This is a genomic window from Bremerella sp. P1 (assembly GCF_028748185.1).
Lineage (GTDB): Bacteria > Planctomycetota > Planctomycetia > Pirellulales > Pirellulaceae > Bremerella.
In genome coordinates, this window is record NZ_CP118164.1 from 1,012,515 (window position 1) to 1,037,865 (window position 25,351).

At 55.9% G+C, this 25,351-nt stretch carries 20 protein-coding genes and 1 riboswitch; of the genes, 8 read left to right on the forward strand and 12 right to left on the reverse strand.

The window, feature by feature from the left end:
* Positions 1-119: 119 nt before the first annotated feature.
* A complete protein-coding gene (gene thpR, locus PSR63_RS04205; protein WP_274331010.1) occupies positions 120-692 on the reverse strand; it encodes an RNA 2',3'-cyclic phosphodiesterase in 573 nt (190 codons plus the stop codon).
* 13 nt (positions 693-705) lie between these two features.
* Positions 706-1,608 carry a PfkB family carbohydrate kinase gene (locus PSR63_RS04210; RefSeq protein ID WP_274331012.1) on the reverse strand — a complete coding sequence of 301 codons (903 nt, stop codon included), beginning with the start codon at positions 1,606-1,608 and terminating at the stop codon, positions 706-708.
* 242 nt (positions 1,609-1,850) lie between these two features.
* Between PSR63_RS04210 and PSR63_RS04215 the strand changes: the two genes are divergently transcribed.
* The 3 genes from PSR63_RS04215 to PSR63_RS04225 all read left to right on the forward strand — a co-directional run bounded on the left by PSR63_RS04215 (position 1,851) and on the right by PSR63_RS04225 (position 6,333).
* Positions 1,851-4,796, forward strand: a complete 2,946-nt coding sequence (locus PSR63_RS04215) for a hypothetical protein (protein WP_274331014.1) — start codon at positions 1,851-1,853, stop codon at positions 4,794-4,796.
* A 146-nt stretch (positions 4,797-4,942) separates the two neighbouring features.
* On the forward strand, positions 4,943-5,821 hold the full coding sequence (locus PSR63_RS04220; RefSeq protein WP_274331015.1) for a DUF1559 domain-containing protein: 879 nt from the start codon (positions 4,943-4,945) through the stop codon (positions 5,819-5,821).
* A 53-nt stretch (positions 5,822-5,874) separates the two neighbouring features.
* On the forward strand, positions 5,875-6,333 hold the full coding sequence (locus PSR63_RS04225) for a hypothetical protein (RefSeq protein WP_274331016.1): 459 nt from the start codon (positions 5,875-5,877) through the stop codon (positions 6,331-6,333).
* Here the strand turns inward: PSR63_RS04225 and PSR63_RS04230 are convergent.
* Positions 6,330-7,277 carry an isoaspartyl peptidase/L-asparaginase gene (locus PSR63_RS04230; RefSeq protein ID WP_274331017.1) on the reverse strand — a complete coding sequence of 316 codons (948 nt, stop codon included), beginning with the start codon at positions 7,275-7,277 and terminating at the stop codon, positions 6,330-6,332. The two genes, PSR63_RS04225 and PSR63_RS04230, sit on opposite strands and share 4 nt — an antisense overlap.
* 296 nt (positions 7,278-7,573) lie before the next feature.
* On the opposite strand from PSR63_RS04230, the gene PSR63_RS04235 reads away from it, so the two are divergent.
* The gene (locus PSR63_RS04235) at positions 7,574-8,362 is read left to right on the forward strand and encodes a hypothetical protein (RefSeq protein ID WP_274331018.1); all 789 of its coding nucleotides are present in this window, start codon (positions 7,574-7,576) and stop codon (positions 8,360-8,362) included.
* 3 nt (positions 8,363-8,365) lie between these two features.
* Here the strand turns inward: PSR63_RS04235 and PSR63_RS04240 are convergent, their stop codons facing one another.
* The 4 genes from PSR63_RS04240 to PSR63_RS04255 all read right to left on the reverse strand — a co-directional run bounded on the left by PSR63_RS04240 (position 8,366) and on the right by PSR63_RS04255 (position 13,961).
* Entirely contained in the window at positions 8,366-9,589 is a 1,224-nt protein-coding gene (locus PSR63_RS04240) for a class I SAM-dependent rRNA methyltransferase (RefSeq protein WP_274331019.1), read from the reverse strand.
* A gap of 7 nt (positions 9,590-9,596) precedes the next feature.
* On the reverse strand, positions 9,597-11,189 hold the full coding sequence (gene gltX / locus PSR63_RS04245) for a glutamate--tRNA ligase (RefSeq protein ID WP_274331021.1): 1,593 nt from the start codon (positions 11,187-11,189) through the stop codon (positions 9,597-9,599).
* Between the two features lie 134 nt (positions 11,190-11,323).
* Positions 11,324-12,868, reverse strand: coding sequence for a hypothetical protein (locus PSR63_RS04250; RefSeq protein ID WP_274331022.1), 1,545 nt, complete (start codon positions 12,866-12,868; stop codon positions 11,324-11,326).
* 232 nt (positions 12,869-13,100) lie between these two features.
* Positions 13,101-13,961: a fumarylacetoacetate hydrolase family protein gene (locus PSR63_RS04255; protein ID WP_274331024.1), complete on the reverse strand. Its 861-nt coding sequence runs from the start codon at positions 13,959-13,961 to the stop codon at positions 13,101-13,103.
* Between the two features lie 273 nt (positions 13,962-14,234).
* On the opposite strand from PSR63_RS04255, the gene PSR63_RS04260 reads away from it, so the two are divergent.
* On the forward strand, positions 14,235-16,472 hold the full coding sequence (locus PSR63_RS04260) for a sensor domain-containing diguanylate cyclase/phosphohydrolase (protein WP_274331025.1): 2,238 nt from the start codon (positions 14,235-14,237) through the stop codon (positions 16,470-16,472).
* A 92-nt stretch (positions 16,473-16,564) separates the two neighbouring features.
* Here the strand turns inward: PSR63_RS04260 and PSR63_RS04265 are convergent, their stop codons facing one another.
* The gene (locus PSR63_RS04265) at positions 16,565-18,166 is read right to left on the reverse strand and encodes a glycine--tRNA ligase (RefSeq protein ID WP_274334288.1); all 1,602 of its coding nucleotides are present in this window, start codon (positions 18,164-18,166) and stop codon (positions 16,565-16,567) included.
* 188 nt (positions 18,167-18,354) lie between these two features.
* Between PSR63_RS04265 and PSR63_RS04270 the strand changes: the two genes are divergently transcribed.
* Genes PSR63_RS04270 through PSR63_RS04280 form a run of 3 tightly spaced genes read left to right on the forward strand, consistent with a single transcriptional unit; the run spans position 18,355 to position 20,818 of the window.
* A complete protein-coding gene (locus PSR63_RS04270; protein ID WP_274331027.1) occupies positions 18,355-19,185 on the forward strand; it encodes a hypothetical protein in 831 nt (276 codons plus the stop codon).
* A 14-nt stretch (positions 19,186-19,199) separates the two neighbouring features.
* On the forward strand, positions 19,200-20,015 hold the full coding sequence (locus PSR63_RS04275; protein WP_274331029.1) for a hypothetical protein: 816 nt from the start codon (positions 19,200-19,202) through the stop codon (positions 20,013-20,015).
* Entirely contained in the window at positions 20,012-20,818 is an 807-nt protein-coding gene (locus tag PSR63_RS04280) for a hypothetical protein (protein ID WP_274331031.1), read from the forward strand. Before PSR63_RS04275 ends, PSR63_RS04280 begins: the two co-directional genes overlap by 4 nt.
* On the opposite strand, the gene PSR63_RS04285 is transcribed toward PSR63_RS04280, so the two are convergent.
* The 4 genes from PSR63_RS04285 to PSR63_RS04300 form a co-directional block, all read right to left on the reverse strand.
* Positions 20,815-22,206 carry an alkaline phosphatase PhoX gene (locus tag PSR63_RS04285; RefSeq protein WP_274331033.1) on the reverse strand — a complete coding sequence of 464 codons (1,392 nt, stop codon included), beginning with the start codon at positions 22,204-22,206 and terminating at the stop codon, positions 20,815-20,817. The genes PSR63_RS04280 and PSR63_RS04285 overlap by 4 nt on opposite strands.
* A 111-nt stretch (positions 22,207-22,317) precedes the next feature.
* Positions 22,318-22,641 carry a DMT family transporter gene (locus PSR63_RS04290; RefSeq protein ID WP_274331035.1) on the reverse strand — a complete coding sequence of 108 codons (324 nt, stop codon included), beginning with the start codon at positions 22,639-22,641 and terminating at the stop codon, positions 22,318-22,320.
* 37 nt (positions 22,642-22,678) lie between these two features.
* Positions 22,679-22,746: riboswitch (guanidine-III (ykkC-III) riboswitch) on the reverse strand.
* 93 nt (positions 22,747-22,839) lie between these two features.
* Positions 22,840-23,808 (reverse strand): UDP-glucuronic acid decarboxylase family protein, encoded by a 969-nt coding sequence (locus PSR63_RS04295; RefSeq protein WP_274331037.1) that lies wholly within the window; start codon positions 23,806-23,808, stop codon positions 22,840-22,842.
* 43 nt (positions 23,809-23,851) lie between these two features.
* Positions 23,852-25,177: a UDP-glucose dehydrogenase family protein gene (locus PSR63_RS04300; RefSeq protein ID WP_274331039.1), complete on the reverse strand. Its 1,326-nt coding sequence runs from the start codon at positions 25,175-25,177 to the stop codon at positions 23,852-23,854.
* Positions 25,178-25,351 lie beyond the last annotated feature (174 nt).

Sequence of the window (25,351 nt, forward strand, 5' to 3'; positions counted from 1 at the left end):
GGACACGTTAGGTCCAGGGGCGGAAAAGAATTTCCAGAAAGTGGAAAGAAGTCCGAAAACCCTGTCAGAACAAGGACTTACGAATCACGCCATGTAACATCGCCGGAGCAGACGGACCGTTACCCGAGCGAGCCGCGACCGATCAGCGTGTACTTGGGGCCGGTGCGATCCAGTTTGCTGGCAAAGATGCAAACTTCTTTCACGTGGCACTCACCCATTGGCAATTCGGCGTTTTCTACCAGCAAAGTCTTCAGGTCTTCCACCTTGCCGCTGAAGCGTTTCAGCCGTCCGAGCGTGAGATGGGGGTGATACTTCTTGCGGGAATCGGGCGGAAACCCAATCGCGGCCAGTTGCTCAGTCAGATCTTCCTGCAGCGAAATGAGCTGCTCAGCACCAGCATTGGCCCCAATCCACAGCGTGCGGGGATTTTCGACATCGGGAAATGCCCCCGTGCCAATCATCTCGAGATCGAAGGCCGCATGTTCAGCAGCGACCTCGATCGTTTTCCGAGAGATATCGACCACGTCCTGGCTGGTCACGTCACCCAGAAAATTGGTCGTGATGTGCAGGTTCTCTGACTCGACCCACTTCACGTCCGCCTCGGCTGCCGAGAGCTTTTTGATCAGCTTCTCGGCTCGGCGACGAACGTCCGTCGAAATGCGAACGGCCAGAAAACAGCGAGTCGCTTCCATGAAGCAGAGCGCCTTAGAAGGTGAGCATCTGACGGTATTGGGCGAAACGGCCGTCGATTTCATCGCGGCTGGCACCCTTCAAACGATCCATGCTGAAGTCTTCGACAATCAGGCTGGCCACAACGGTACCGTAAGCCATGGCCTCCTTCAGCGTCTTCGGATCGAACTCGTTCTTTTCGGTCAGGTAACCCATCATGCCACCGGCGAAGCTGTCGCCAGCACCGGTCGGATCGACCACTTCCGGCGTTGGGAACGCAGGCATCACGTACGTTTCTTTTTCCGAGAAGAACATCGCACCATGCTCGCCCTTCTTCAAAACGACGAACTTCGGCCCCATTTCCAGGACCTTCTGACCGGCTTTGACCAGGTTTTCTTCCTGGGTCAGCAGTTTGGCTTCGCTGTCGTTGAGCACCAAGCCGTCGATGCGGCCCAGCAGCTTCATCAGTTCGTCGCGTTCAATCTCGATCCACAGGTCCATCGTATCGGCGACCACCAGACGAGGGCCGGTCATTTGATCGAGCACCTTAAGCTGCGTCGTCGGCGAGCCATTGGCCAGAAACACGAAGGGGCAACGCGTGGCTTCTTCCGAAAGAGTCGGGCTGAAGTTTTCCAGCACGTTCAGATGAACTTCCAACGTGTCACGATCGTTCATGTTGTCGTGATACTTGCCAGTCCAGCGGAACGTCTTGCCCCCCTTTTCGACTTCGATGCCGGTCGTATCAATCCCACGTTCCGCGAAAAGCTGGGTATGCTCTTCCTGCCAGTCTTCACCCACAACACCAACCATGCTCACACCGCTGAAAAAGCTGGCGGCATAGGAGAAGTGGGTGGCCGATCCGCCAATGATGTTCTCGCGAACCTCGGTGGGCGTGTGAATGGAATCGATGGCGATGGATCCGACGACCAAAAGTGGCATGGGGACGTCTTTCGTTTTAGCGTGAGCGGGGGAAAATCGTTTTCAATGGGTGCAAGGTTGCGACCAAACGATGGGAAGTTCTCCCTGTCTGGTCCATAATGAACCTCGCAAAACGCCTCATTATCGGGGAATTCGCTCCGACTGCAACGTACCGCATGAAACCAAATAGGCATTGTGGTCATTTTCTTGTGGCGTCTTGGAACCCCTCGTTTTTCGCTTGAATGCCCCGAAAGGTCGTGAAATTGCCTTTTCGCTCCGCCCTGCTCTGCCTATTGATTTCTGCCTGCACAATTAGCGCTTCCGCCTATGGTGACGAAGAAAAGCGGTTTGTGGCCCTGCTGGAAGATGGCCGAGTGGTTGAAGACGACGTCCTGCGCAATTGGTATTCCGGCAATGCGATGCCACAGTTGGCTGGGCAAAGCCTGATCAATGGCGGCAATCCCATGCGGTGGATGATGGACCGCTCGCTGGGACCGGCCGAAATGCCCAACGCTTACATCGAGCTATTCTCGGGAGACCGCATCCCAGGACATCCCGATGCCTACGTGCCTGAAGGAATTGAGTACCAGGCCGACGTACCTGAGCACTTTCTGATTACGCCTAGCTTTGCGTTTCGCCGATCCTCCAACTCGCGTTATCGTTCGGATATCCGCGTCCGCCGTGACTTTGTGCGGAAGGTCGTTTGGGAACAGATGCCAGCCCTAGTCGATCGTCACGTGCCGGCAACGGTCTTTTTGAAGAACGGTCGCGAGATCACCTTCCGCGCGATTCGCTTCTCGGAAGCAGGCATCCACCTGTTGGTTGATCGCGAGCGGATGTCGTTCGGCTTTCACGAAATTGCCGAACTACACCTGGATATCGAATCCCCATGGGAAAGCCACTTACGAGAGCTGGCGATCCTTTTCCCAAGCGGCAAGGTCGAACCGGCCGATCAGCAGCGACTGGTGCAATGGGAAACGTCCGACGGCCTGGTCGCCACCACCAGCGTGCAGCGGATCGATGCCGACTCGCGCGGCGACAACAACAATTCCGATCGTTGGGTTCATGGTATCCAGCCTGCCTGGTCGCTCGATCCGATCTGGATCGAATGCCGTTCGACCTGGATGCGACGCAGTTGGGCCTTCGACGAAATTCCGTTGTTTCGCTTGCCCTATCAAGAGAGCCGGGACGGAGCCATGTTCTCGCGCAATGGTTTCTCGGCACGCATCAACCGCGGCATCCTCGCCGGCACCGCCAAGTCAGGTGATCGCATCAGCGGATGGAGCTTTGGTGTCATGGCCCCCAGCCGCCTAAGCTTCAACCTGCCCCCGATGGCAACGGCGTTTCGTACGATGGTTGGAATCGATCAGGCCGCGCACGATCGTGGTTGCATTCGCGGGCGGGTGTTCGTCTCTTGGGAGGGATCTCCCAAGTTTCAATCTGACGCAATCGTCGGTTCGGAAAAGACAGCCGATGCCGGCAACGTTCGCTGGAACGAAGTACCACGCGACGGACAGCTGATATTGGAAGTCGACATGGCCCATCACGGGCGACCCAATGGCGCCGATCCGTTTGACATTCGCGACATGGCAAACTGGATCGAGCCGCGTATTGAACTCGACGGCGAGAAGCTACGCGAAGCGATCTACCAGCGAACGCCTGAAACGATCCTGGCCTGGAACGGATGGCAAGTCGCGTCGGACTTGACCAAGCTTCGATTCCAAACGACACGTCGCCGCGTCGAATACACGTACGAGTCCCCCTCGTGGCGGACGACCGTCGTGGCGAAGGACGAGCCTCTGCGTCTTACGATGACTAAGAAGATCGCCCCGGAAACCACCTACCTGGAAATCAACACGGCCAAGTTCGATGGCGGGGATGAGCCGAACCTTGAAGTTCGTATCAATGACATTCCGGTACTTTCGGAACCACTGAAGAACGTTAACACGCACGATCACGTCAACACACCGGCGCCCTACTTGGTCGATCTGACTCCCTTCGCTGGGCATGAAGTCGCGCTCGAAATTTCACAATCGCCTGGCCCCGATAACATCAGCGTCGACTGGCGAGGGATTCACTTCCTGTCGGAACCATCGTTCCTGATGCCGGTGCTGGATGCTCCCACGGAAGAACAGATCGAAGGCTTGCTCACCCTCGATGGGCAACCGGCTGACGCGCAATGGAACAACGAGATCCGCCTGGTCAGCCGACCGGCCCTCGAGATCAATGACGGACCCTGGGTTCAGATTGCCAGCTTTGATCGCCCGATCGAAATCCGGGAACGACCGCTACCGGGTCAGTACCGGCAGTTGCGTTTCGCATTTGAGAAGAAGGGTAGCGGCTATGTCCAGATTCGCCTGATGCATGGCCGAGACGCGGAGTCGCCGACGATCTATTCGGTTGGAACCGATAAGGCAGAAAAAGGAGTGATCGAACTCGCCCCCAAGAGTACCAAGCCGGGTGAATGGCACGTGGTCGGACCCGATATCTACTCCAACCTCCGCGAGATCAACATCACCGGAATTGCGATTCAATCGGTCGGAAAAGGCACGTCGATCTGGGACCATTTTGTCTTCGCCAGTAGTGCCGGGCATTACGAGCGATTGGCCTCGATTTCGCCCATCAACAACAACTGGGACAACTGGCAGAAGCGATCCGATGACTTAATGAACTACCTCCCAAAAACACTAGTCCAGGTTCATCGCCCCAAAAAACCGGTTCGTCCAGCCATTATGATCGACCAGGGCCAAGGCATCTTTGCCATGCTGGGGGACGACGATTGGAAGCGGGATCAGCAGGTCGAAATCGTTCGAGATGACGGCAAGAAATTCCCTGCTAAATGCCTGGGAATGGACGAGGAGTCCCAACTGGCCCTGCTGCGAATTGAGAATATTGAGCAGGACGGACAGTGGGGACAAGTTAATCTAGCGGGAGGCGATCGGTTCGATCGTCAGTTCGCTTATATGCTGATTCAGCAGGACGAAGAGCCCACCCAAATTGCCTGGGATATCTGCAGGCCGATCACTTTCACAAAAGGCATTGAGATTCTTTCCGGACCTTCGAACGCGGACATCTCGATCGGTGCCGTTGCAATCGACCGAAATCACCAGATTGCCGGATTCGTGCGCGGAAAATGTCCTAATGGGGAGCCAATTCTAACCATCGCCCATCCATTGACGCAGAAGCGTTCCACCCTTCAGGGCAATTAACAAACTCATCTGTTTTAACTATATTTGCGGAATAATACTTTTCCCGGGAAATCTAATCACTTCCCGCCTGATTCGTCGGAACGCAACGTTACCGGCGGTGTTGCGTAGTTATTCCGTATCTTTCTCCCTTCTCTTTTGGTACCTCCATGCGCAAAACTCATGCTTTTACGTTGGTCGAGTTGCTTGTCGTCATCGCCATTATCGGCGTGCTGATTGCTCTGTTGTTACCTGCCGTGCAGCAGGCTCGAGAGGCAGCCCGTCGTATGCAATGCACCAATGGCGAAAAGCAAATCATTCTGGCCATGCACAACTATGAATCGAGCTTCAAGGTGTTCCCTACCGGACGTCTTGGTTGCGACGGTGCCTGTAGCCCACAAAACGGTCCCGGCACAAGCGCCTTCGTGCTGTTGCTCCCCTTCCTGGAAGAGAACAACCTGTACGAATTGTTCGCCCCGTACGGTCCTGGCTCGGCGTTCCCAGGGTCGTTGCCGGAATCGACGTTGACGACGCGTCCGGATGCTTATGTTTGCCCAAGCAGCACCATGCCTGAAACGGTGAACGCCAGCAGCAAGAACTGGGCTACCAGTTCCTACGCATTGGTCTCGGGGCACTTCGGTCCTTCGCAGGGCATCGGCTCGAAGGTGAAGTGGGAAAACTCTGGCATGTTTGTCTATCGTGATTCGTTCGGCGTGCAAGATGCGACCGACGGTCTGTCGAACGTGATGTTTGTGGGTGAAGTGATTGATGGTCACCTATCTAATCACATCAATCGCTGGACCATCGCAGGGCGCCACTTGGACTCGCTGCGATCCACCGAAAACCCAGTCAACACTCCGCCAGGACAAGGCGTCACCACGTCGCCCTATGGCGAAGCACTCAATGGTGCCTTTGGCAGTCGGCACCCAGGCGGAGGTAACTTTGCCTTTGGCGATGGTTCGGTTCACTTCATTCCTGAAACGATCAACCTGACCATCTACAAGTTGCTTGGTCAGCGGTCATCCGGCCAACCCAAAACGATTAACTAGACGAGGCGAACGTCTGAGCTTTAACTCGTTGAACACTCATCAGAGATTGCCTTATGTCAAAATTCTTGTTGATCAGCGCAGCATTTGCTGCGCTGATGCTTGTAGGTTGTGGTGACGGTCGCCCGTCTCGGGTGAAAGTCTCAGGGCAGGTTCTTCTCAATGGCGAACCGTTAACCTTCAAAGGTGACGGCTTCGTCCAAGTTATTCCGGCCGATAATCGACCCGCCACCGGAAAGATCAACCCTAGCGATGGGACCTTCACGCTGACCACGTTTGAGAACGGGGATGGAGTCGTTCCCGGTGAGCACCCCGTGACCGTCCTCGTGAATGCCTTGGGGCCTGGCGGTCAGTCGGTCAACTTGCTTCCTAGGGAATATGCGGACGCGACGACAAGCGAACTAACGGTCGTCATCAATGAGCCTACCGATTCCCTCAAGATTGAGCTGGAAGGGAAGATGCGTGCCGCGCCCGACAACGCCAATGCTTTGAAGGGGGACGCATCGGGCTTCTAGTCGCTGGGAAACATCGCCTCGCAGGTCTCAAGCCGAGAGCCTGCGTCGTCGGTGATGGCAATCTTCCAGTCTCCTCGCAGGCACACTCCAGCATGTGTGCCATCCTTCGCCAGCAGGTAAAGCTGCAGGTTGAAGTTAGGGCGTCCCAGTGGGTCTAGTTCAAATGGTGGAGCATGCTTGGCTGCGTGCTCTAAGGTCGCCATGCCGGCATCCCGGGGCGACATCCCCTGCCCCATCAAGTGCACCGCGTGAAAGCTGCTACAGTTCAGTAGGTTCGCTTCGCCGTGACCAATGCTTCCGCAGGTACCGTGCTCATCATCGACGTACAGTCCGGCTCCGAAAATGGGTGAGTCACCCACGCGTCCCTTGGTCTTGAAGCAGTGTCCACTGGTCGAGGTCACGCAGGCCAGGTGCCCTTGGGGATCCTGTCCCGCCGCGTGGACCGTCCCGCCAGGGTGACGATAGAACTGTGTTAAGATCTTCATCAACTCCTCGGTTTCGTCATCCGCCGGAGCCGGTAGCCACTCCTTGTTGGCCTGATAGGTCCTCTTCCACAGTCGCCACAGCTTGCGTGCTTTCTCAGTCAGCAGGTCTTCTGTCGGAAAGCCACACGCCCGAGCAAACGCATCAGCTCCGTCTCCGTGCAGCATTACGCGGCGTGATTCTCGCATCAACCGAAGAGCGACCTTAGAAACGTGACGAACGCCAGAAAGGCCAATAATCGAGCCACCACGGTGCGATCGGCCGTCCATCACAGCCGCGTCCAGACTTACATGTCCCTGTTCATCCGGAAGGCCGCCATAGCCAACTGTTAGCTCATCCGGGTCGTCTTCCACCAGAGTCACTCCGTCGACGCAGGCGTCGATCAGCGGAGAACCGGCCTCTAGCTTCTGCCAAGCTAAGCGGGTTGCTTCCAAGCCGTTGTGCGAGGCAATCACTTTCATGGTTATTTTTCACCCTTGGGGCGGTATAATTGACAGACTTAAAAAAACAAAAATTAGTGGTCCCAGGTTCAGGTATCGTTACTATTGATTGATCCTAGAAGCAGGACATCTTAGCAGATGCTCTGCCGGCTGACGTTCTGCAAGGCGGTGGTTTTCGGGGACAGCCAACCCGCAAGCTAATTGAGAGAACGCTCAGCCTATTGTTGTCGTTAAGAATCGAAAGAGAGATCGTTGCGCGTTTTCCGCGTGAAAACGTTTTGCCCGATCGTTGATCGCCTTGCCCCCTCAAAGCACTCATGACCAATCCAAGTAACGAAAGCGATTCGCCCTCGCATTTACGATTCAATCACGGCTCGGAAGAGCCGTCACGCCAAGCTCGATGGCTTCGCGGCATCGGCGGCATCATCATGGGACTCTCGCTGGGCGTTGCGTTTGCTCCCCTCTTTTTCACCGCGGACGTCTCCTCGGCCGAGACCACAACGTACCTGCTGTGCCTGGTCACGGTGTTGGTCTTGGACGCGTCGCTAGTAGCATTGATTATTACCTGGCGCAGCGTCGCCAGCAGTCGCTTGGGGGAATGGCAATTCACGGTGGATGGATTTCAATCCTCACTCTACCGTAACTTGCTGCTCGGAGGCGGAATGCACACGCTATCGCTGTTTCTGCTGTGGATTCCTCTGCTGATGGAAAAAAAGCCTGACCTGCCGCTTAACGGCTTTCTGCCGTTCGTGGTGATGGCTGGCTTTGGTGCGTTGGCAAGTATGCCGTGGCTGGTGCAGTTCTTTTTGAACACCAAAGGGCACGATCTAGAAGTTCACGAAGAAGGCATGATGATCGGCGGATTCTATCCTTGCCGCTGGAATCGCATCCTTAGCTACACCGTCTGGGACGATGCCGCTTCGTTGATTGCCTTCGACATCCGTGGACGTGGGCCCGTTGAAGTCTTCATGGCCCCGTCCGACCGCAAGATCCTGGTGGAAGAGCTTCGCCGTCACGTTGGACCACCCAAACGGGAAGGTCGCTCGGACGACCTGCCCGATGACGATCACAACGGGCAATTTGGTAACCTGACGGTGTTTCGATAACGCCTAGCCGACGCTGGCGATGAAACACTTCAGGTATTCGTTTTCCAGGCAGGTTGCGCTGACCGGATGGTCCGGAGCAGCTCCACGCTGTTCCAAAAGACGCAGGTCGCGTCCCGTTTTCTGCGACACGCCCAGCAGCATCATCAGAAATTCTTCGCGGTTCACGTTTCCACTGCAACTGCACGTCACCAGGATGCCACCGGGCCGCAACAGTTGCGTAGCATGCCGATTGATGTGGAAGTAGGCCCGCAGGGCTTCGTCAATCGTGCGACGCGACTTGGTGAACTTGGGTGGGTCGAGAATGATTGCATCGTACTTGTCGCCGGCATCGACGCGGGCCTTCAAGTAATCGAAGCAGTCGGCCTTCTCGAACGAAACGTTGCTCAGCTGGTTTCGTTCGGCGTTTCGCTGCGCCGCGGAAATCGCCGGACCACTTCCATCGACCCCCTGCACCGATGCCGCACCGCCGTGCTTGGCAGCATTCATCGCAAAGCCGCCGCTGTAGCAGAACATATCCAGCACCTTGGCGCTGGGCGGCAAATAGCTGGCCGCCACACGTCGGTTGTCGCGCTGATCGAGGTAAAAACCGGTCTTTTGTCCTTCCGTCAGATCGACTTCGTAACGCAGGTCGTTTTCGACGATCTCGATCGCTTCGCTTGGCAATTCCCCGGAAAGCAGCTGCGGTTCCACTTCCAGACCTTCGAGCTTCAAAATGCCGGCTTCCCCGCGCAGCGAGATGCTTTTCGGCTGGAGCAGGTCGGTCAGGATCGCCGCGATGCTTTCGATTCGGCGGAACATCCCCAGCGAGGTGACCTGAATCATCAGATGCCCGGCGAAGTTTTCGACGATCAGCCCGCTGAGCCCGTCCGCTTCGCTGTAGACGAGCCGACAGCCAGCGTTGTCCTGTAGCAGCCCCAATTCGCGGCGCATCAAGATGGCACGCTCCAGGCGGCTTCGCCAAAAGGCGTCTTCTAGTGGCTGTTGCTGGTCCCAAGAGTAAAGCCGAACCCGCAGGTGGCTGTTGCGATTGATCAGGCCATACGCGATGAAACGATCTTTATCGCTATGCAGTTGGACGACGTCGCCATCTTGCACCTTGCCGATCACTTTATCGATGCCGCTATCACGCACCCAAGGATGCCGCCCAAAGAAGGGTTGAGCCTTGCGTGGGCGGAGCTTCACAATCGGAATGGAGGACGCAGACGCATCGCTTGTTTCGTCGGACATTCGGTGACTATTCAGATTCAGGTGGAAATGTTTCCTGGGCCAAATGCAACGTCGCGTCCATACGCTTCAGACACGACTCTTTGCCCAAAATTGCCAGGCAATCAAACATGCCAGGGCCAACCGTCTTGCCGGTTACGCTCAGGCGAACGCCGTGAATGATGTCGCCAATCTTGACGCCAGCTTCATCGATGAACGCGTGCATCTCTTTGTCGAGGTGCTCGACGGTCCAATCTTCGACGTCGGAAAGGTGATTGCGGAAGGTCGCCAGTATAGCTTGCGATTCAGGGCTGGAAAGTCGCTTCTTGAAGCCCTTCTCGTCCATTTCCATCTTGTCGTCGTCGACATAGAAGTAGTCGGCGTACGAAAGGATGTCCCCCATGACCTTCAAACGATCGCCACACGCGGCAACAATCCGCTCGAGCTTTTCCATTTCCCCTTCGGCATTGGGATCGGCCACCAGGCCGGCCTTGGTCAGGAAAGGCATCATCCCGGCGGCTTTCTCGGCCACCGAAAGTTTTTGCAGATGGCGATCCTGGAAAGCCCACAGCTTCTTCGCATCGAAGCTCGCCGGAGCCTTCGTGACACGTTCCAAGCTGAAGTGCTGGATCATCTCGTCGACAGTGAAGTCTTCGGTCTTGTCGTCCAGCGACCAGCCCAGCAGGACCAGGTAGTTCAGGATCGCGGCAGGCAAATAGCCGGTCAGTTCGTAGAAGTCGACGATCACCGGGTTGAACGTTTCGGCCGACATCTCAATTCCCATACGATGGGCAATCTCCTGGCCATGCTCGTTGATCCGCTTGAAGTCGGGGTTCTTCAGATACTTCTCGAGCTTGCGCTTGCTTAGCTTGTTCTTGCTACCAGGCTCGGCGACATACGGCAGGTGAGCATACACCGGCAACTCATATCCCAGCGACTGGGCGATGAAGATCTGCCGCGGTGTATTGGGCAAGTGTTCTTCGGCTCGAATCACGTGCGAGATCTGTAAGTCATGATCGTCGACCACGCTGGCCAGATGATACAAGCAGGAACGATCGCTCCGCTGGATGACGTGATCGTTTTCCTTGGCCCACTCGAACGAGACATCACCGCGGACGGCATCGGTGAACTCACAGTTGCCTTCGCGCGGCATCTTCAGGCGAACGACAAAGCTACGTCCTTCGGCCTCGAACTTGGCTCGTTCTTCCGGCGTAGTTGCCATCCACGTGCGGCTGTATTGAAACGGCTTCTTTTCAAAGTGCGCCAGATCACGCTCGGCGTTGATCTCTTCAGGCGTTGAGTAGTCGTAGTAGGCGAAACCGTTCTCGATCAGCTTCTGCGCGGCGGCTTTGTACTTGTCGGACCTTTGCGATTGGTAATAGGGCTCGTACGGGCCGCCGACTTCGGGACCTTCGTCCCAATCGATACCCAACCAACGAAAGCCATCGAGGATCGGCTGCAGGGCCTCGTCGACGTTGCGTTGTTGGTCAGTATCGTCGATCCGCAGAATGAACTGGCCGCCATGCTTGCGAGCGAACAGCCAATTGAAAAGTGCAGAGCGAACACCACCGATGTGCAAATAGCCGGTCGGACTGGGGGCGAAGCGAGTACGAACTGTTGCCATGATGACGAGGGCTTAAGCCGTTGCTTGAGGAACCGAACGAGGGCAGCGTCTCCCCCTTGTTGGGAGGGAAACGCCCGGAACGATCCCTAAGCTTAGACGCTTGCGGCAAAGCCCGTCAAAGGGGCTGCGGCGATTTAGGCGGCTGCCCGACGTTTTAACTTCTTTAAACGTCGCCGTTCGGCCTTGCTGAGCAAATGCTCTGGCTTCGATTCCAACCGTAAGATTTCGGCGTCCTCGCTCGAATTTGCCGAGTCATCGTCATCCTGCGAGTACTTGCCGGTGATGGTGGGGGCCTGGTTCCCGGCAGGACGCTGCTGAGCTGACGGCTGCTGCTTTGGACGTGTTTTGACCCGTGGCGTCATGGTCGTCCGCTCTTCGTCGGTGGATGCCGCATCTTCCTGGTCGGCATCTTCGGACGATTTCTTACCCCACGAGAACCACGATCGCTTAGGCTTCTCTTCGGCCGAGTCGTCCTGGTCCGTCGAAGCCGCAATCTTCGGCTTGGCCGGCGATTTGACTTCCTGATCATCGGCCGAGTCGTCTTCTACGTTCTTCTGACCGAACGAGAACCAGCCACGCATTGGCTTTTCGTCTTGCTCGGACTCTTCGTCGGTCGACTTGGCGGCTGGCTTCGCAGGCCGCTTTGCCGGCTTGTCAGCTTCCTCGTCAGTCTCTTCAGTCTTCTTTCTGCCAAACGAGAACCATCCGCGACGTGGCTTGGCTTCTTCTTCGTTCTCGTCGGTCGTCTCGTCCGCATTCGACTTCGCGGCTGGTTTCTTCGCGGCGGTGCGAGTGCGGCGGGTTGTCTTCCGCGGCTTGGCTTCCTCGTCGGTTTCCTCTTCCACGCTGATCGACCGTCGCGAGATGAGCCCCTGGGCGTCTAGCCACACAAACCGCGAATATTGAATAAGCGTCGCCAGCAACAGCCCGACACCCAGCAGCTGGGCCGCATGCAATGCCAGACCTGCCGGAACGCTGCTGGGCAGTAAAAGCAAGTCCATCTGCAGCGCCATACCGGTGAATAGCAACACAGCGCTGATCAGCCCGACGGCAATCGTCCCTTTGCTTTCGCGAACTTCGATCAGTGCCCGAAGCGTCATCGATCCGTAGGCCACACACCAGACAACGACCCACCAGCCATCCGTCTGCCCGAGCAGGCGAACACGGGTAACAGCTTCCAAGCCTCGAGCGACATCTGAGCGGAAGTTCAACATGCAGTCCAAGCTGGCAAACAACAACAGCCCGGCAAACCACAGCCAACAACGATAACGGCCGCGGTAGTCATCTAGGCGATGACGTCGAATTCGATAGGTGAGAAATGCCAGCATGGCCCCGACAAAGAGCGAGCCAGCGGAAAGGTACGTTCCTAAACTATCGACTCGGGTCAGGTCGGCCCAACGGACGATGTTTGCGCCGTAATGATGCATGGCTAGCAGCACGGCAACGGTAAGCACGATGGCGGAATAAATGAGCGTGACGTGGACAAGATAGACAGGAACCACATCGACGATGCGAATCCTTCGCTCGTCTACGGCAGTCTTCGAATAAGTCCGAGCCGAACGACATACAGTGTCGTCTGCGGTGTTCGACGTAGACTGGTTGCCTGAATCGCTAGCGCGATCGTCCATGAGGGCCCGGCGACGACGCTCGTCGCGCAGGCCATTCCGCCTGAATTGCATGCTCACATCCATCCCTGGTGAAAGAAATGACCACTTCCCTGTGGCATTTAATCATCCTACATATGTCATTTCGGCAATCGAACGAAGCGTTCTGAACGATTGCTGATCACTATTTAGCCAGCAAATGAGAGACGCTTATCGCATCACGTAAAACGCGTAAAGTCGGGCGAATTTGCTGGCAGGGCTAGCGAAGACATCCCTTCGACTAGCCTCCCTTGCTTATGTGCCCAACCTATTTACCGGCGATCACCGGATTGGTCAGAATACCGAGCTTTTCGATCTCAACTTCGACCGTATCGCCCGGCTTCAAAAAGACGGGTGGATTGCGAGCCATGCCCACCCCAGGTGGTGTTCCGGTGTAAATCAAATCGCCCGGCATCAGCGTGCAGACCTGAGAAAGATAAGAGATCAAGAAGTCGACGCGGAAGATCAACTGGCTCGTCGAAGAATCTTGCATCGTTTCGCCGTTGAGTCGGCACTGAATCCGCAAGTTGTGCGGATCCTCAATCTCGTCGGCCGTTACCAATTCCGGACCCAGCGGGGCGAAGCTATCAAACGCCTTGCCGAGTAGCCACTGCTTGCCAGGCTTGCCCTTTTGCCAATCGCGTGCCGAGACGTCGTGCCCGACTGCGTAGCCGGCAACATGGCTCATGGCCTCTTCCTGGGGAATATTCTTTCCGGCACGACCGATCACGACGACCAATTCCGCTTCGTAGTCGACCTGGCTGCTTACCGAAGGAAGCTCGATCGGCTGGCCAGAAGCTCGCAGGCATGTTGGGAACTTATTGAAGACAACCGGTTCGTCGCCGACGGTCGCCCCGGTCTCGGCGGCATGGTCGGCGTAATTCAAACCGATGCAAAGAATCTTTTGCGGTTCGACAACCGGGGGAAGCAAGCGAAGCTTACGCGGATCAATCAATCGCCCTTCTTCCGCGGCTTCCAAGATGGCCTCCCTATGCATCGATAGCATCGGAAGCAAGTGCTTCATCTGAGTTGGCAACAATGGGTCGGCCTGGTGTAAGTCGACATAGCCATCACCATGGGCCACGGCCGTGCGTGGGCCAGTTTCACTTTGGTAGCTGATCAGTCGCATATCCGTCGACAACTTTCCTGAAGAGCAAGCCTAACAATCGGTAAAAACCGGAGAACCATCAAAACTCAACTTATCGCAATTATTCACGCGCGACAACGAGACGTTTTCTCTTTCCAGCGGTCCATCAGACGCCTACGAGCTATGGTTCTAATGGAATTCTCATTTCTTGGACGGGGGGAGTTTGCTGGTCTACGGATTCCAACGTACCTTTCAGCGCTAACCTTCCAACAACACACAAGCGCGGTAAGCAACGGGCAGCAGCAACTGATGGCCATGGAACCTCATACTAACTCAGGTTCATTCGACCCTGCGGACGAAGCACTCGGTCCCGCAGATGACCCGATTCACACCATTTCGAATCTCATTGCATGGGCCGACCAGGACTCGGACGAAACCGTCGATGAAGAATTTGGTGAAGCAGACAATCAACTGATTCAAGTCAGCCTGGGTATTGCCTCAGGCTTGTTCTACTCGCTGCAGGCAAAGCATTTCCCGACCGCATCGCACTCGCTGCGTGTTGCCAAGTTGTGCTCTCGTTGGGCCGCAACTCTTGACCTGGAAGCCTACCAACGCGATCAACTCGAAGTCGCCGCCCTGCTGCACGATATCGGCAAGATGGGTGTGCCTGACTATGTATTGGCTTCCCCCGGCAAGTTGGCAGCCGAAGAACAGCAATTGATGGAGCGCAGCCAGGACATCGGCCTGGAGATCCTTTCGGCTTGCTGCGATGGCGAAGAGATCGTCGATCTGATCCGCTACAACTATGCCTGGTTCGACGGAACGCAAGGCGACTATCAGCTCAAAGGAAAAGACATCCCGATCGAAGCACGCATGCTGGCGATCGCCGATGCTTTTGACTCGATGACGGTCGACCAGATTTTCCGCCGAGCTCGCTCGAAAGAACGGGCATTCGCCGAGTTGCAGTCCTTTGCTGGTTCCCAGTTCGATCCTGACCTGGTCAGTAACTTCTGCGAGATGATGTCGCATCCGTTGCCAACCAGCGGCCAATCGACACGCAACTGGCTTAAGGTTCTTTCCCCCGAACAAGTCAACAAGCATTGGCGCGTGAATCAGAATGGGGCCAACCCGTCGAAGATGCGTTCACTAGCACCGTTCCAGGAAAGCATCGTTCGCCATATTCACGACGCGGTTGTCTTCATCGATATCAACCAGCAGATCCTCGGCTGGAATCAAGCCGCCGAACGTCTCACGGGTTTGACGCGTGACGCGGTCGAAGGTCACTATTGGACATCTGAATTGCTCGGCCTCGCCGATCACCAAGGTCGCAAATTCACCCACGAGACCGATCCGGTACGCGTGTCCATCACCGCCGGCACCCAGGGCATGCATCGTCTTTCAATCCGCAACTCAGGCGGTAAGTTCGTGACCGTCACGGCCCATATCGTTCCGGTGGTTGGCGAAGACGGTAAGAGCCTCGGCACGACCATCCAAATGCACGACACCTCAGGTGTCGAGTCATTAGAAGAACAGATTCAATCGCTGCATTACAAAGCGACCCGTGATCCACTTACCGGCCTGGTGAACCGAGCCGAAATGGACCGCGGACTGGTCGACATGGTCGAGCGTCACACGACCGCTGGCCGAGCGTGCAGTGTGATCATCTGCGACATCGACTTCTTCAAAAAGATCAACGATACGTTTGGACACCAGGCCGGCGACGAAGCGCTGATTTGCTTTGCAAAACAGCTTCAGCAACATGCTCGCTCGGCAGACATCTGTGCACGGTACGGCGGCGAAGAATTCGTCATCCTCTGCCCGAGTTGCAGTAATGAAGAAGCGGGCCAACTGGCCGAAAAGATTCGTAGCGAAGTCGCGGCGACGCCACAACCGGCACTAGGTGGCAAGACCATGTCCGCCAGCTTTGGTGTTACCGAGCTACAGCGTGGTGATACGGCAGACTCGATCTTAAACCGTGCCGACCGAGCTTTACTGCAATCGAAGGAAATGGGTCGTAACATCGTCACCCAGATCGGTAGCGGCCTGAAAGAGCCTGAAATCGGTGATCGTCGCAGCTGGTTTACCCGCATGTTTGCCCCGGTCGAACCGGAGGTGCTGATCAAGCGTGCAATGAAGACCAAGGTGCCGCTCAACCTGGCTGCGGAAAAGATCCGTGGCTTTGTTGCCGATCACCGCGCCGAAGTGCTGAGCGTGAACGAAGAAGCGATCAAGATCATGGTCGACGGGGAATCCTTGCCGCTTCAGCGGCGTGTGGCAGACCGTGCCGTTCCGCTGATCATCGAACTTAAGTTCAGCCCGATCACGGGCGAAAAAGGTGGGCAGCATACCAAGGTCCAGATTTCCATTGCCCCGCGTCGCAATCGCGACCGACGTAAACGAGACGCGATCGAACGAGCCCGTCACTTGCTGATGAGTCTGCAATCGTACATGGTGGCCTACGAATTCGTGGACACTACCTTTGCCGCAGAAGAAGAAGTGCCTTCGTGGTGGAGCAAGCTGTGGGGTAGCTCTCCTAAGCCGGAATCGCGGTAAGCGAGACGTCACCTGCGTCCAAGAATCGCTCACCCTAGCCCTCTCCCTTCACGGGAGAGGGAGCAAGGCTGAGTCTTCAAATCGGTTCGCTCTTAACCGATCAGCTTTTTCAGTTCGCCGCTGAGATCATCGGCTTTGACGCGCCACTGTTCCAGCGTGTCGCGATGGCGGATAGTGACCGTTTGGTCCTGCATGCTTTCGCCATCGACCGTGATACAGAACGGAGTACCCGCTTCGTCTTGTCGACGATAACGACGCCCGACGGCACCCTTCTCGTCGTAGAAGACGTTGTAGTCCTTCTTCAACGAACGGTAGATGTCCTGTGCCATCTCCGGCATGCCATCCTTCTTCACCAGTGGGAAGATGGCCGCTTTGATCGGGGCAATCCGCGGGTGCAATTTCATCACCGTGCGGGTTTGCATCTTGCCCTTGTCGTCCGGAGCTTCGTCTTCGGTGAAGGCTTCGCACAAGAAGGCCAGCGTGGCACGGTCGGCACCGGCCGATGGCTCGACCACATGCGGCACGAAACGTTCGCCGGTGATGTCATCGCGGTACGACAAGTCCTTGCCGCTACCACGATGCTTTGGCTTGCCATCCTCGTTCAGCTCGACGGTCATCGGGTTGGTGCTCGGATCGAGCTTGCCTTCCATGTGACTACGCAGGTCGAAGTCACCTCGGTGGGCAATCCCTTCCAATTCGCCATACTCCCCTTCCGGCAGGAATGGGAACGCATATTCGATATCGGCCGTACCGATCGAGTAGTGGGCCAACTCTTCCGGATCATGTTCGCGGAGGATCAGCTTGCCCTCGTCCAGCCCCATGTCCTTGTACCACTGGAAGCGACGTTCGCGCCAGTAGCGGTACCAGTCTTGCGACGAGTCAGGATGGCAGAAGAACTCGATTTCCATCTGCTCGAATTCACGCGAGCGGAACGTGAAGTTACGCGGCGTGATCTCGTTGCGGAAGCTCTTACCAACCTGGGCAATACCAAAGGGAACACGAACGCGGCTGCTGTCGACCACGTTCTTGAAGTTCACGAAGATACCCTGAGCCGTTTCCGGACGCAGGAACGCCGTATCGGCTTCGCTACCCAACGCACCGATCGTCGTCTTGAACATCAGGTTGAATTCGCGCGGCGGAGTCAGCGTTCCCAGGCTCTTGGCATCAGGTCCGAGAACCTGCTCGAAATCATCGACCGTGGTCAACGAAACGAGTGGACCATCCCACTTCAGTTCGTCCGCGTTCTTGGAACGCATGCCGAAGAACTTGAGTGCCTGGCGTTCGATGTCGGCCTCAGGCGATTCGGAATCACTACCGGCGGTGGCGAAGATCTTCTTGCCCTTGGCTTCGACCCAGCGACCTTGGATCTGGTCGTGGCGATAGCGTTTCTTCGACTCGCGGCAGTCGACCATGTAGTCGTGGAAAAGGTCGTAGTGACCACTGCACTTCCAGACCTGAGGGTGCATGATGATCGTACAGTCGAGACCGGTCATCTCGTACGCAGCCGGGGCACCAGGAAGTTGGGCCAGGTCGTCGTGTCCGGTGACCATATCACGCCACCAGGCATCCTTGATATTTCGTTTCAGCTCGACGCCCAGCGGGCCGTAGTCCCAAAATCCATTGATTCCTCCATAGATTTCGGATGACTGAAACATGAAGCCTCGCCGTTTGCACAACGAGACGAGCTTTTCCATTTCCATGGCGTCGATTCTGCTTGAAGTGGGTGGTTGGCGTAAGTCGTTAACGGGTAAACGTCTTAGTGTACCTCAGTGGTCCCTCAGGCGTCTACGTGGGTCGGCATCGAGCAATTCGCTCGATTGCCTGGCGGGTTTGCCCTAGAATTCGGACAATTACGCCCCCAAAAGGTTCCCTTATCGCCGTGATGCCCAAAGATCCCATCAATCCGTTTCAGTCGCCGCAAGCTTCGCCGGACGAGGCCCCGTCCGTCGTTTCGGCCGTGGCAGAAGAGGAATGGCCGTTCGAGGCCACCGAGCTAGCAGTGATCGAGGAAATCGAGCCCCCTCTGGGTCGACCGATCGTGCCAGGACGCTCATGGGGCAAGATCATCTCCTTTTCCCTTTTGAGCATAGTCGGCTGCTACGGGCTTTGGATTGGCGTGATGGTGCTGATCGCGTGGCTCTCTGGCAATTCCGATGCGATGAATAGCCTGCTGATACACCACGTGACTTCCTTGCTGTTTGTCGTCCTGCCGGCGGTTCTGTTTCTACTAACGATTAGCCGTCACTACTTTCAGCAAGATGTCTCGACATTCCGTCGACTCGCCAAACTACTTCGGTTGCGTGAGACCAAGCCGATACCCTCGCTGAATTCCCCCAACTGTCAGTTCGTGGCGATCGTCCCGCGTGAGCGGTGGCAGTTTTCCGAATTGGATGTCACGCAGGAAGTCGCCGTACTGCATATCAATCCGTACGAGTCGCGGATCATCCTGGAAGGAGCCAAACATCGCTTCTGGATTCCCTCGCATGCACTCCTTAAATGTGGAGTCGACTATCTAACGAAATCAAAGAAAGAAATCTGGGTCGTTTGTCTGATTATTCAAACAGAGAATGGTCCTCGGGAAGTCTGTCTGCGAGTCGGAAATGTCGATGGCTTCTGGCAATCGAATGGTCAGCGAAAGTCGGTCGCCGAAAAGTATTGGGGACGCATCATGCTTCTAAAGAAAGCACCGCGGAAAAGCACGGAAGAGAATTAGCCAGATCCTTGTAAATGACGTCCCAGGAAACTAATCCGTTCGCTTCACCACAAGCCGTCTCCCAACGAGAAGCGGTCCAGTTGGCAGCCATGCCGCCGACGACTCCGTTGGAGGAAGAATCATGGCCTTACGAAGCGACTGAACTAGCCAAGATCGAAGAAATTCCCAGACCGTGGGGACGTCCGATATCGGTTGCCCGGAAGTGGGGCAATGGTCGCTGGTTGGGGATCTTCTTGTCGTCGCTGGCCTTCATTTACTTTACGTTCTCGTTTATTTTTTTGCTTCTTTCCTCGTCGGAAAGCACACGGACTTTCGCGAATATGGGGGCGATCGCCGCTACAGTGGCTCTCTTCTTTGGCTTAATGGTGCCGTATTTGGTGTTTTACGATCGCGAAGACGTCTCTGACCGTGGCAGACTAAGAAAACTTATTCGTAAGCGCAAAGAAGCGATCGACCCTCTGCCTGAGTCAGATGACCCTGTGTTTGTCATGATCGTCCCGCGAACACGCTGGGTGTTTTCACGCGCCGAGATGACTGCCTATGTGGCGAATGCCCATATCGATCCTGAGCAGAAGCGGCTATTTCTCGACGCCGATCAGTTCCGCTTTCGAATTCCGGTGAACTCTTTACTGGATGTCTCGGTAGAACCACTACGGAAGTATCCAACCACGTACTGGTTCGTGCGGCTAGTCATTCAAACCCAGGAAGGCCCCCAAGAGCTTTGTTTTCGACTCGGAAATACCGATCATCTTTGGCAAACCGATGGTCAAAGGGAAGCAGAAGCGAAAGAATATAGGAATCGTATTCTGCTGCTCAAGAAGGCGTCATGACCACTGAACCCACCAATCCGTTCGCTTCGCCGACGGCCGACATTTCGGCAACCGGCTCACCGGAGGCCGATCAGGCGTATCCGATGACGGCGACGGCGATCGCAGTGATTGAGGACGTGCCGGAAACCCATCGTCGAAAGGTCCGCACGTTGGGCATGCGGTTCTTACTGGGTCTGCCCAACGTGGTGATCCCCATCGGCCTGGGCATCATGTTCTATACGCTCGCTGCATATGGACCAGCTCGGTTCAACCTGGGAGGGAATGCGTCGCTGGCACTTTTGGTGATAAGCATCACGCTGTTTTTCGCGATGATCTACGTCCTGACCAACGCGTTCTGCCAGGACCGCTGGTGGGAATCACTCCTTCGGAAACAAATCGGTAGTCGCCCTGCCCCGTGGGTCTCGCTGGCAGAGCATCCATCCGAGTTCGTTACGTTGACTTCAACGCAGCCGAAGTCGATGGCATCGTTTCAGCTGGGCTCGAACGAGGCCGAGATCATCGACATCGGCATGCTTCAGTTGGATAAGACCAAGGGAGAAATGGTCATCGAATGCGACGACCGGCGTTACCGAGTTCCGCGTCGGTCCCTGCTGGCGTGTGACGTGCAGCAAATCAAGCTGCAGTCCCCTTGGACCACCGTCGTCAAAATTGCTTGTCAGACCGACGAAGGTCCTCACGAGTTCTGCATCTTGCCGGCCGACATCAAGCCATGGCTTGCGTTCACGCAGCGGTACCGCAAGAAACAAGCGGAACGGCTCGCCCATGAAATCTACGAATTACCTGAGACGCGTTCAGCCGATTAGAACAACACGTCTTCCCACGGACCGGTAATCGCGAATGTGATTCCAGGCGTCTGAATGTTGGCAAACAACCATTTGCCGTCGGGGCTGAATGTGGAACCAGCCCATTCCTTGTCGACGTACGAGCCACGCAGACCGTTGTGCTCGCCGTTGAGGATAACGTTGTTCTCGGCGAAGTTATTCAGACGACCATCCTTGCTCAGGGTCAGCATCCGCTGTGGCAGCGGGTCTTCGCCGGCGTAGTCGTTGTCTTCGCAGAGAATCAGGCCCCCTTGCGGGCTGACGCACAGGTTGTCGGGCATGTTCAGCACACGCTTGTCGCGCGATTCGTAAAGCAGCGTGACCGTTTGCTGCTGCGGATCAAACTGCCAGATCTGCCCTGCCTTGGCACCACCGCCATCGGTCGCATCGAAGTAAATCAGATCGTTCCCGTACCAGCAGCCTTCGAGTCGAGAGAAGGTCGAACCGCCCAGCTTCTGGCCTTGCTCGAAAACTGTGTCGACCTTGGCATCGGGACTCGTCTTTTCCAAAGCCGGATTGGCAATGCGGTGCCATTTAACCGGGAACGACGAGCCATCGGGGAAGCCACCACGCAGGTCAGATTGGCCCACGACCTCGGCGATTTCCAGTACACCACCTTCAGCCAATTGCCCTGGCTTGGTGGGACGGAAGCGATAGAAGCCAGAGCTTCCTCGGTCTTCGGTCAGATACACATAGCCCGTCTTGCGATCGATGGCGACGGCCTCGTGCACAAAGCGGCCCATTTCCTTGATCGGTTTCGCCGTCGCCGTTCCATCGGCAGGAACTTCAAAGACCCAACCATGATCTTTTTCGTAGTGGGACAGCTCGTTGCCATTCTCAGGACCGTAGTCGGTCTCTTCACAGGTCAGCCAACTTCCCCAAGGAGTCACCCCACCGGCGCAGTTACGGACCGTACCGGAAATGGCCCCGTAGCTGGTCAGCCACTGGCCTCGCCGGGTGTCAAACTCAAGTTGGGTGCAGCCACCGGTCGCCATACGATCGAACGGGGCACCATTTTTGTAATTGAATGCCGGGCCGGGATTGCTCAGTTCGTGATTCCGCGTGAGCAGCAGCTTATTTCCCTTCTTGCCGATGACGCCCATGCCGTCATGAGCGGCTGGCGTCGCCTGATGGTCGGACATTTCATCGCCTGTCCAGCCGTACGAGACATAGCGAAACCCTTCGGGCAGCTTTAGCAGCGGCAGGCCAGTCGCTTCATCCTTGATCGGAATCAACGGAGTCGATTGCCGGGCAGCTTCGCCAAGTGCCGTACGCTCGCCAAAGGTCGAGAGGGCCCCTCCAATGGCGAATGACCCGAATACAGAGAACGTATCACTCAGGAATTCGCGCCGCGATTTAGGTTCCGACATGTATATGCCCAAAAAGGGATTGTTAAGAAACACCAATGCCAAGAGGCAAGGTACCTAAGGCACAGCCAAGCTGACAAGCGACTTCACGAACTCTTAACATATCGTGCGGTATTACGTAGCTGCTGCACTGAACTTCAGCCCAAGAACGGCAATGCCCAGCAAAACCATGAAGAACAAGCGAAACGGCGAGATCGGCTCGTTCAAGACAGCCATCCCCAAAATGGCGGTTCCCGCCGCGCCCACGCCAACCCAAACGGCATAAGCCGTTCCAATAGGCAAATCACGAACAGCAACCGAAAGGAGGTACATGCTACCGACCAACGCGACCAGTGTCAGCGAACTAGGCCAGAAACGGGTAAACCCTTCGGTGTACTTAAGACCAACCGCCCAAACGACTTCCAGAAGGCCTGCTGCCAATAGAATCCACCAAGCCATGATAAGCTCCTTTTCAACGACACGAGGTTTGTTACTTCGTGCGTCGTCTTATCCTGACCGGGTACGGCGCGTCTCGTCCGGGGCTGTTTGCGTAGCCAACGCTGTCGAGATTATTGTTCGGTAACGAGGTAACAACAAGGTCGGCTTACCGCACTTGCGATCTTGTTCTCTTCCACCATCCGCAGGGGTACGGACATCCTAAAAGTTAGGCGTCGGTGGGCGATACTGCGAAAGCTCGATCGATTTGAACCAGTCAATCGTCTTCTTGAGGCCATCTTCCAACTCGGTATCAGGTTCCCAGCCGAGGTGTTTCTTAGCCAAGGTGATGTCGGGCTGACGCTGCTTCGGATCGTCGGCAGGCAGTTCGGTGTAGATGATTTCTGACTTCGAGCCGGTCAGCTTAACGACCAACTCGGCCAACTGCCGGATCGAGAACTCCTTGGGATTGCCGATGTTGATCGGGCCGACCTGATCACTGGCCATCAATTTCAGGATGCCATCGACCAGGTCATCACGGTAGCAGAACGAACGCGTCTGCGAGCCGTCGCCGTAGATGGTAATTGGCTCGCCGGTGAAGGCCTGACGGATGAAGTTCGAGATCACGCGACCATCGTACGGATGCATCCGCGGACCGTAGGTATTAAAGATACGCACGATGCGAACCTGAACGCCGTTCATGCGATGGTAGTCCATGCACAGAGTTTCGGCAGCTCGCTTACCTTCGTCATAACAAGCGCGGATCCCCAGCGTGTTGACGCTACCGCGATACGTTTCTGGCTGCGGATGAACTTCCGGATCGCCGTAGATTTCCGAAGTCGACGCAAACAAGTATCTCGCGCGACAACGCTTGGCCATCCCCAGCAGATTGATCGAACCCATCACCGACGTCTTCATCGTCTTGATCGGGTTGAATTGATAGTGCCCAGGAGCGGCTGGACAGGCCATGTTGTAGATCTCGTCCACCTCCAGCCAAAGAGGATGGATGATATCGTGACGGATAACCTCAAAATTGGGCTCGGACAACAGGTGGACGATATTCGACTTCTGGCTGGTGAAGAAGTTATCGACGCAGATCACATCGTGACCCTGCGCGACCAGCTGTTCGCAAATTCGCGATCCTAAAAAGCCAGCCCCGCCGGCCACCAAAATGCGTTTGATCTGAGACATAGAAATTCAGGCCACTCTCTGTAGTGAAGTCCCAATCCGCGGGCTAGGTTTTGGAAACATCGACCGGTCGACGTCCCACCGAGAAGTACGTGAACCCGTGCTTTTCCATCGTACCCAGGTCGAACAGGTTACGTCCGTCGAAGATGGTCGGCGTCGTCATCTTTGCCTTCAGCTTCTTGAAGTCTGGCGTACGGTACTCGTTCCATTCGGTGTTAATAGCCAGACAATCGGCGCCGTCGATGGCTTCCATCTCGCTCTTACAGTACTTCTGGATCTTATCGCCGAATTGCGCCTGGACGTTTTCCATGGCTTCGGGATCGTGTACGTGAATGATCGCTCCCTTTTCGACCAGGTAGTTCAGCAGTTCGAGCGCCGGTGCTTCGCGAATGTCGTCCGTCTTCGGCTTGAATGCCAGCCCCCACACGCCAAACGTCTTGCCGGCCACGTCGCCGCCATAGAAGGCATCAATCTTACGAACCAACGATGCCCGCTGATGGACGTTCACGTCGTCGACTGCCCGCATGATCTTGGGCTCGAGTTCCAACGTTTCTGCCAAGGATGCCAACGCTCGAACGTCTTTGGGGAAACAGCTTCCACCGTAGCCCAACCCAGGAAAGAGAAACTGGAAGCCAATGCGTTGATCGTGCCCCATGCCGATACGTACGTCGTTGATGTCGGCACCAACCTTCTCACTCAGATTGGCGATCTCGTTGATGAAGCTGATCTTAGTAGCCAACAAGGCATTAGCGGCGTACTTGGTCAGTTCCGAGCTTTCTGGGCTCATGAACAAGATCGGCTTGCCGGTGCGAACCAGCGGAGCGTGCAGCGTCTGCAGCAGTTCCTCGGCCGCCTCGTTACGAACACCGCAGACGACACGGTCGGGGTACATGAAGTCCGAGATCGCCGAGCCTTCTTTTAGGAACTCGGGATTGCTCGCCACGTTGACCTCACGGCCACATAGCTTCTTGAGCATGTCGTACACTTTGCCGTTGGTTCCGACTGGGACCGTGCTCTTCACCACCACCAAGGCGTCTTCTCGCAGGTGGGGCGCAATGCCTTCGACAACTTTCCACACGGCAGAAAGATCGGCCGCGCCGCTATCAGACTGTGGCGTGCCGACGGCGATATAAACGAGATCGGCATCCGGAATCACTTCGGCGGCGTTGGTCGTGAACTGAAGACGACCTTCTTCATGGTTCCGCAAAACCAGTTCGGATAAGCCTGGCTCATAAATCGGAATGATGCCCTTCTTCAGTCCTTCGACTTTGGCCTCATTGACATCGATGCACGTGACTTCGTTACCCAAATCAGAGAAACAGGTCCCCGTAACCAGACCCACGTAGCCCGTGCCTATGACTGCTAGCTTCATCTAAACTCTTCCTGCCAGGAAATCGACCATGAAGGTAATCGAATTAGTGTAACTCAGTTTGTAAAGGATAACAGGTGAAGAGACTTTGCGCGACCACACCTACCGGGACAATTCAGGGGCATCTGGGGAAGAAAACCCTTTTTTAGGCCGCTTGAGTGTGGGAGAATCTTGCAG

What these genes read in the sequence shown, in the direction of transcription:
- PSR63_RS04300 (WP_274331039.1), bottom strand. Translation starts at nt 25,177, where the DNA reads ATGAAGCTAGCAGTCATAGGCACGGGCTACGTGGGTCTGGTTACGGGG.
- PSR63_RS04225 (WP_274331016.1), top strand. Translation starts at nt 5,875, where the DNA reads ATGTCAAAATTCTTGTTGATCAGCGCAGCATTTGCTGCGCTGATGCTT.
- PSR63_RS04210 (WP_274331012.1), bottom strand. Translation starts at nt 1,608, where the DNA reads ATGCCACTTTTGGTCGTCGGATCCATCGCCATCGATTCCATTCACACG.
- PSR63_RS04260 (WP_274331025.1), top strand. Translation starts at nt 14,235, where the DNA reads ATGGAACCTCATACTAACTCAGGTTCATTCGACCCTGCGGACGAAGCA.
- PSR63_RS04265 (WP_274334288.1), bottom strand. Translation starts at nt 18,166, where the DNA reads ATGGAAAAGCTCGTCTCGTTGTGCAAACGGCGAGGCTTCATGTTTCAG.
- PSR63_RS04255 (WP_274331024.1), bottom strand. Translation starts at nt 13,961, where the DNA reads ATGCGACTGATCAGCTACCAAAGTGAAACTGGCCCACGCACGGCCGTG.
- PSR63_RS04275 (WP_274331029.1), top strand. Translation starts at nt 19,200, where the DNA reads ATGACGTCCCAGGAAACTAATCCGTTCGCTTCACCACAAGCCGTCTCC.
- PSR63_RS04235 (WP_274331018.1), top strand. Translation starts at nt 7,574, where the DNA reads ATGACCAATCCAAGTAACGAAAGCGATTCGCCCTCGCATTTACGATTC.
- PSR63_RS04240 (WP_274331019.1), bottom strand. Translation starts at nt 9,589, where the DNA reads ATGTCCGACGAAACAAGCGATGCGTCTGCGTCCTCCATTCCGATTGTG.
- PSR63_RS04230 (WP_274331017.1), bottom strand. Translation starts at nt 7,277, where the DNA reads ATGAAAGTGATTGCCTCGCACAACGGCTTGGAAGCAACCCGCTTAGCT.
- PSR63_RS04290 (WP_274331035.1), bottom strand. Translation starts at nt 22,641, where the DNA reads ATGGCTTGGTGGATTCTATTGGCAGCAGGCCTTCTGGAAGTCGTTTGG.
- PSR63_RS04220 (WP_274331015.1), top strand. Translation starts at nt 4,943, where the DNA reads ATGCGCAAAACTCATGCTTTTACGTTGGTCGAGTTGCTTGTCGTCATC.
- PSR63_RS04295 (WP_274331037.1), bottom strand. Translation starts at nt 23,808, where the DNA reads ATGTCTCAGATCAAACGCATTTTGGTGGCCGGCGGGGCTGGCTTTTTA.
- PSR63_RS04285 (WP_274331033.1), bottom strand. Translation starts at nt 22,206, where the DNA reads ATGTCGGAACCTAAATCGCGGCGCGAATTCCTGAGTGATACGTTCTCT.
- PSR63_RS04280 (WP_274331031.1), top strand. Translation starts at nt 20,012, where the DNA reads ATGACCACTGAACCCACCAATCCGTTCGCTTCGCCGACGGCCGACATT.
- thpR (WP_274331010.1), bottom strand. Translation starts at nt 692, where the DNA reads ATGGAAGCGACTCGCTGTTTTCTGGCCGTTCGCATTTCGACGGACGTT.
- gltX (WP_274331021.1), bottom strand. Translation starts at nt 11,189, where the DNA reads ATGGCAACAGTTCGTACTCGCTTCGCCCCCAGTCCGACCGGCTATTTG.
- PSR63_RS04250 (WP_274331022.1), bottom strand. Translation starts at nt 12,868, where the DNA reads ATGCAATTCAGGCGGAATGGCCTGCGCGACGAGCGTCGTCGCCGGGCC.
- PSR63_RS04270 (WP_274331027.1), top strand. Translation starts at nt 18,355, where the DNA reads ATGCCCAAAGATCCCATCAATCCGTTTCAGTCGCCGCAAGCTTCGCCG.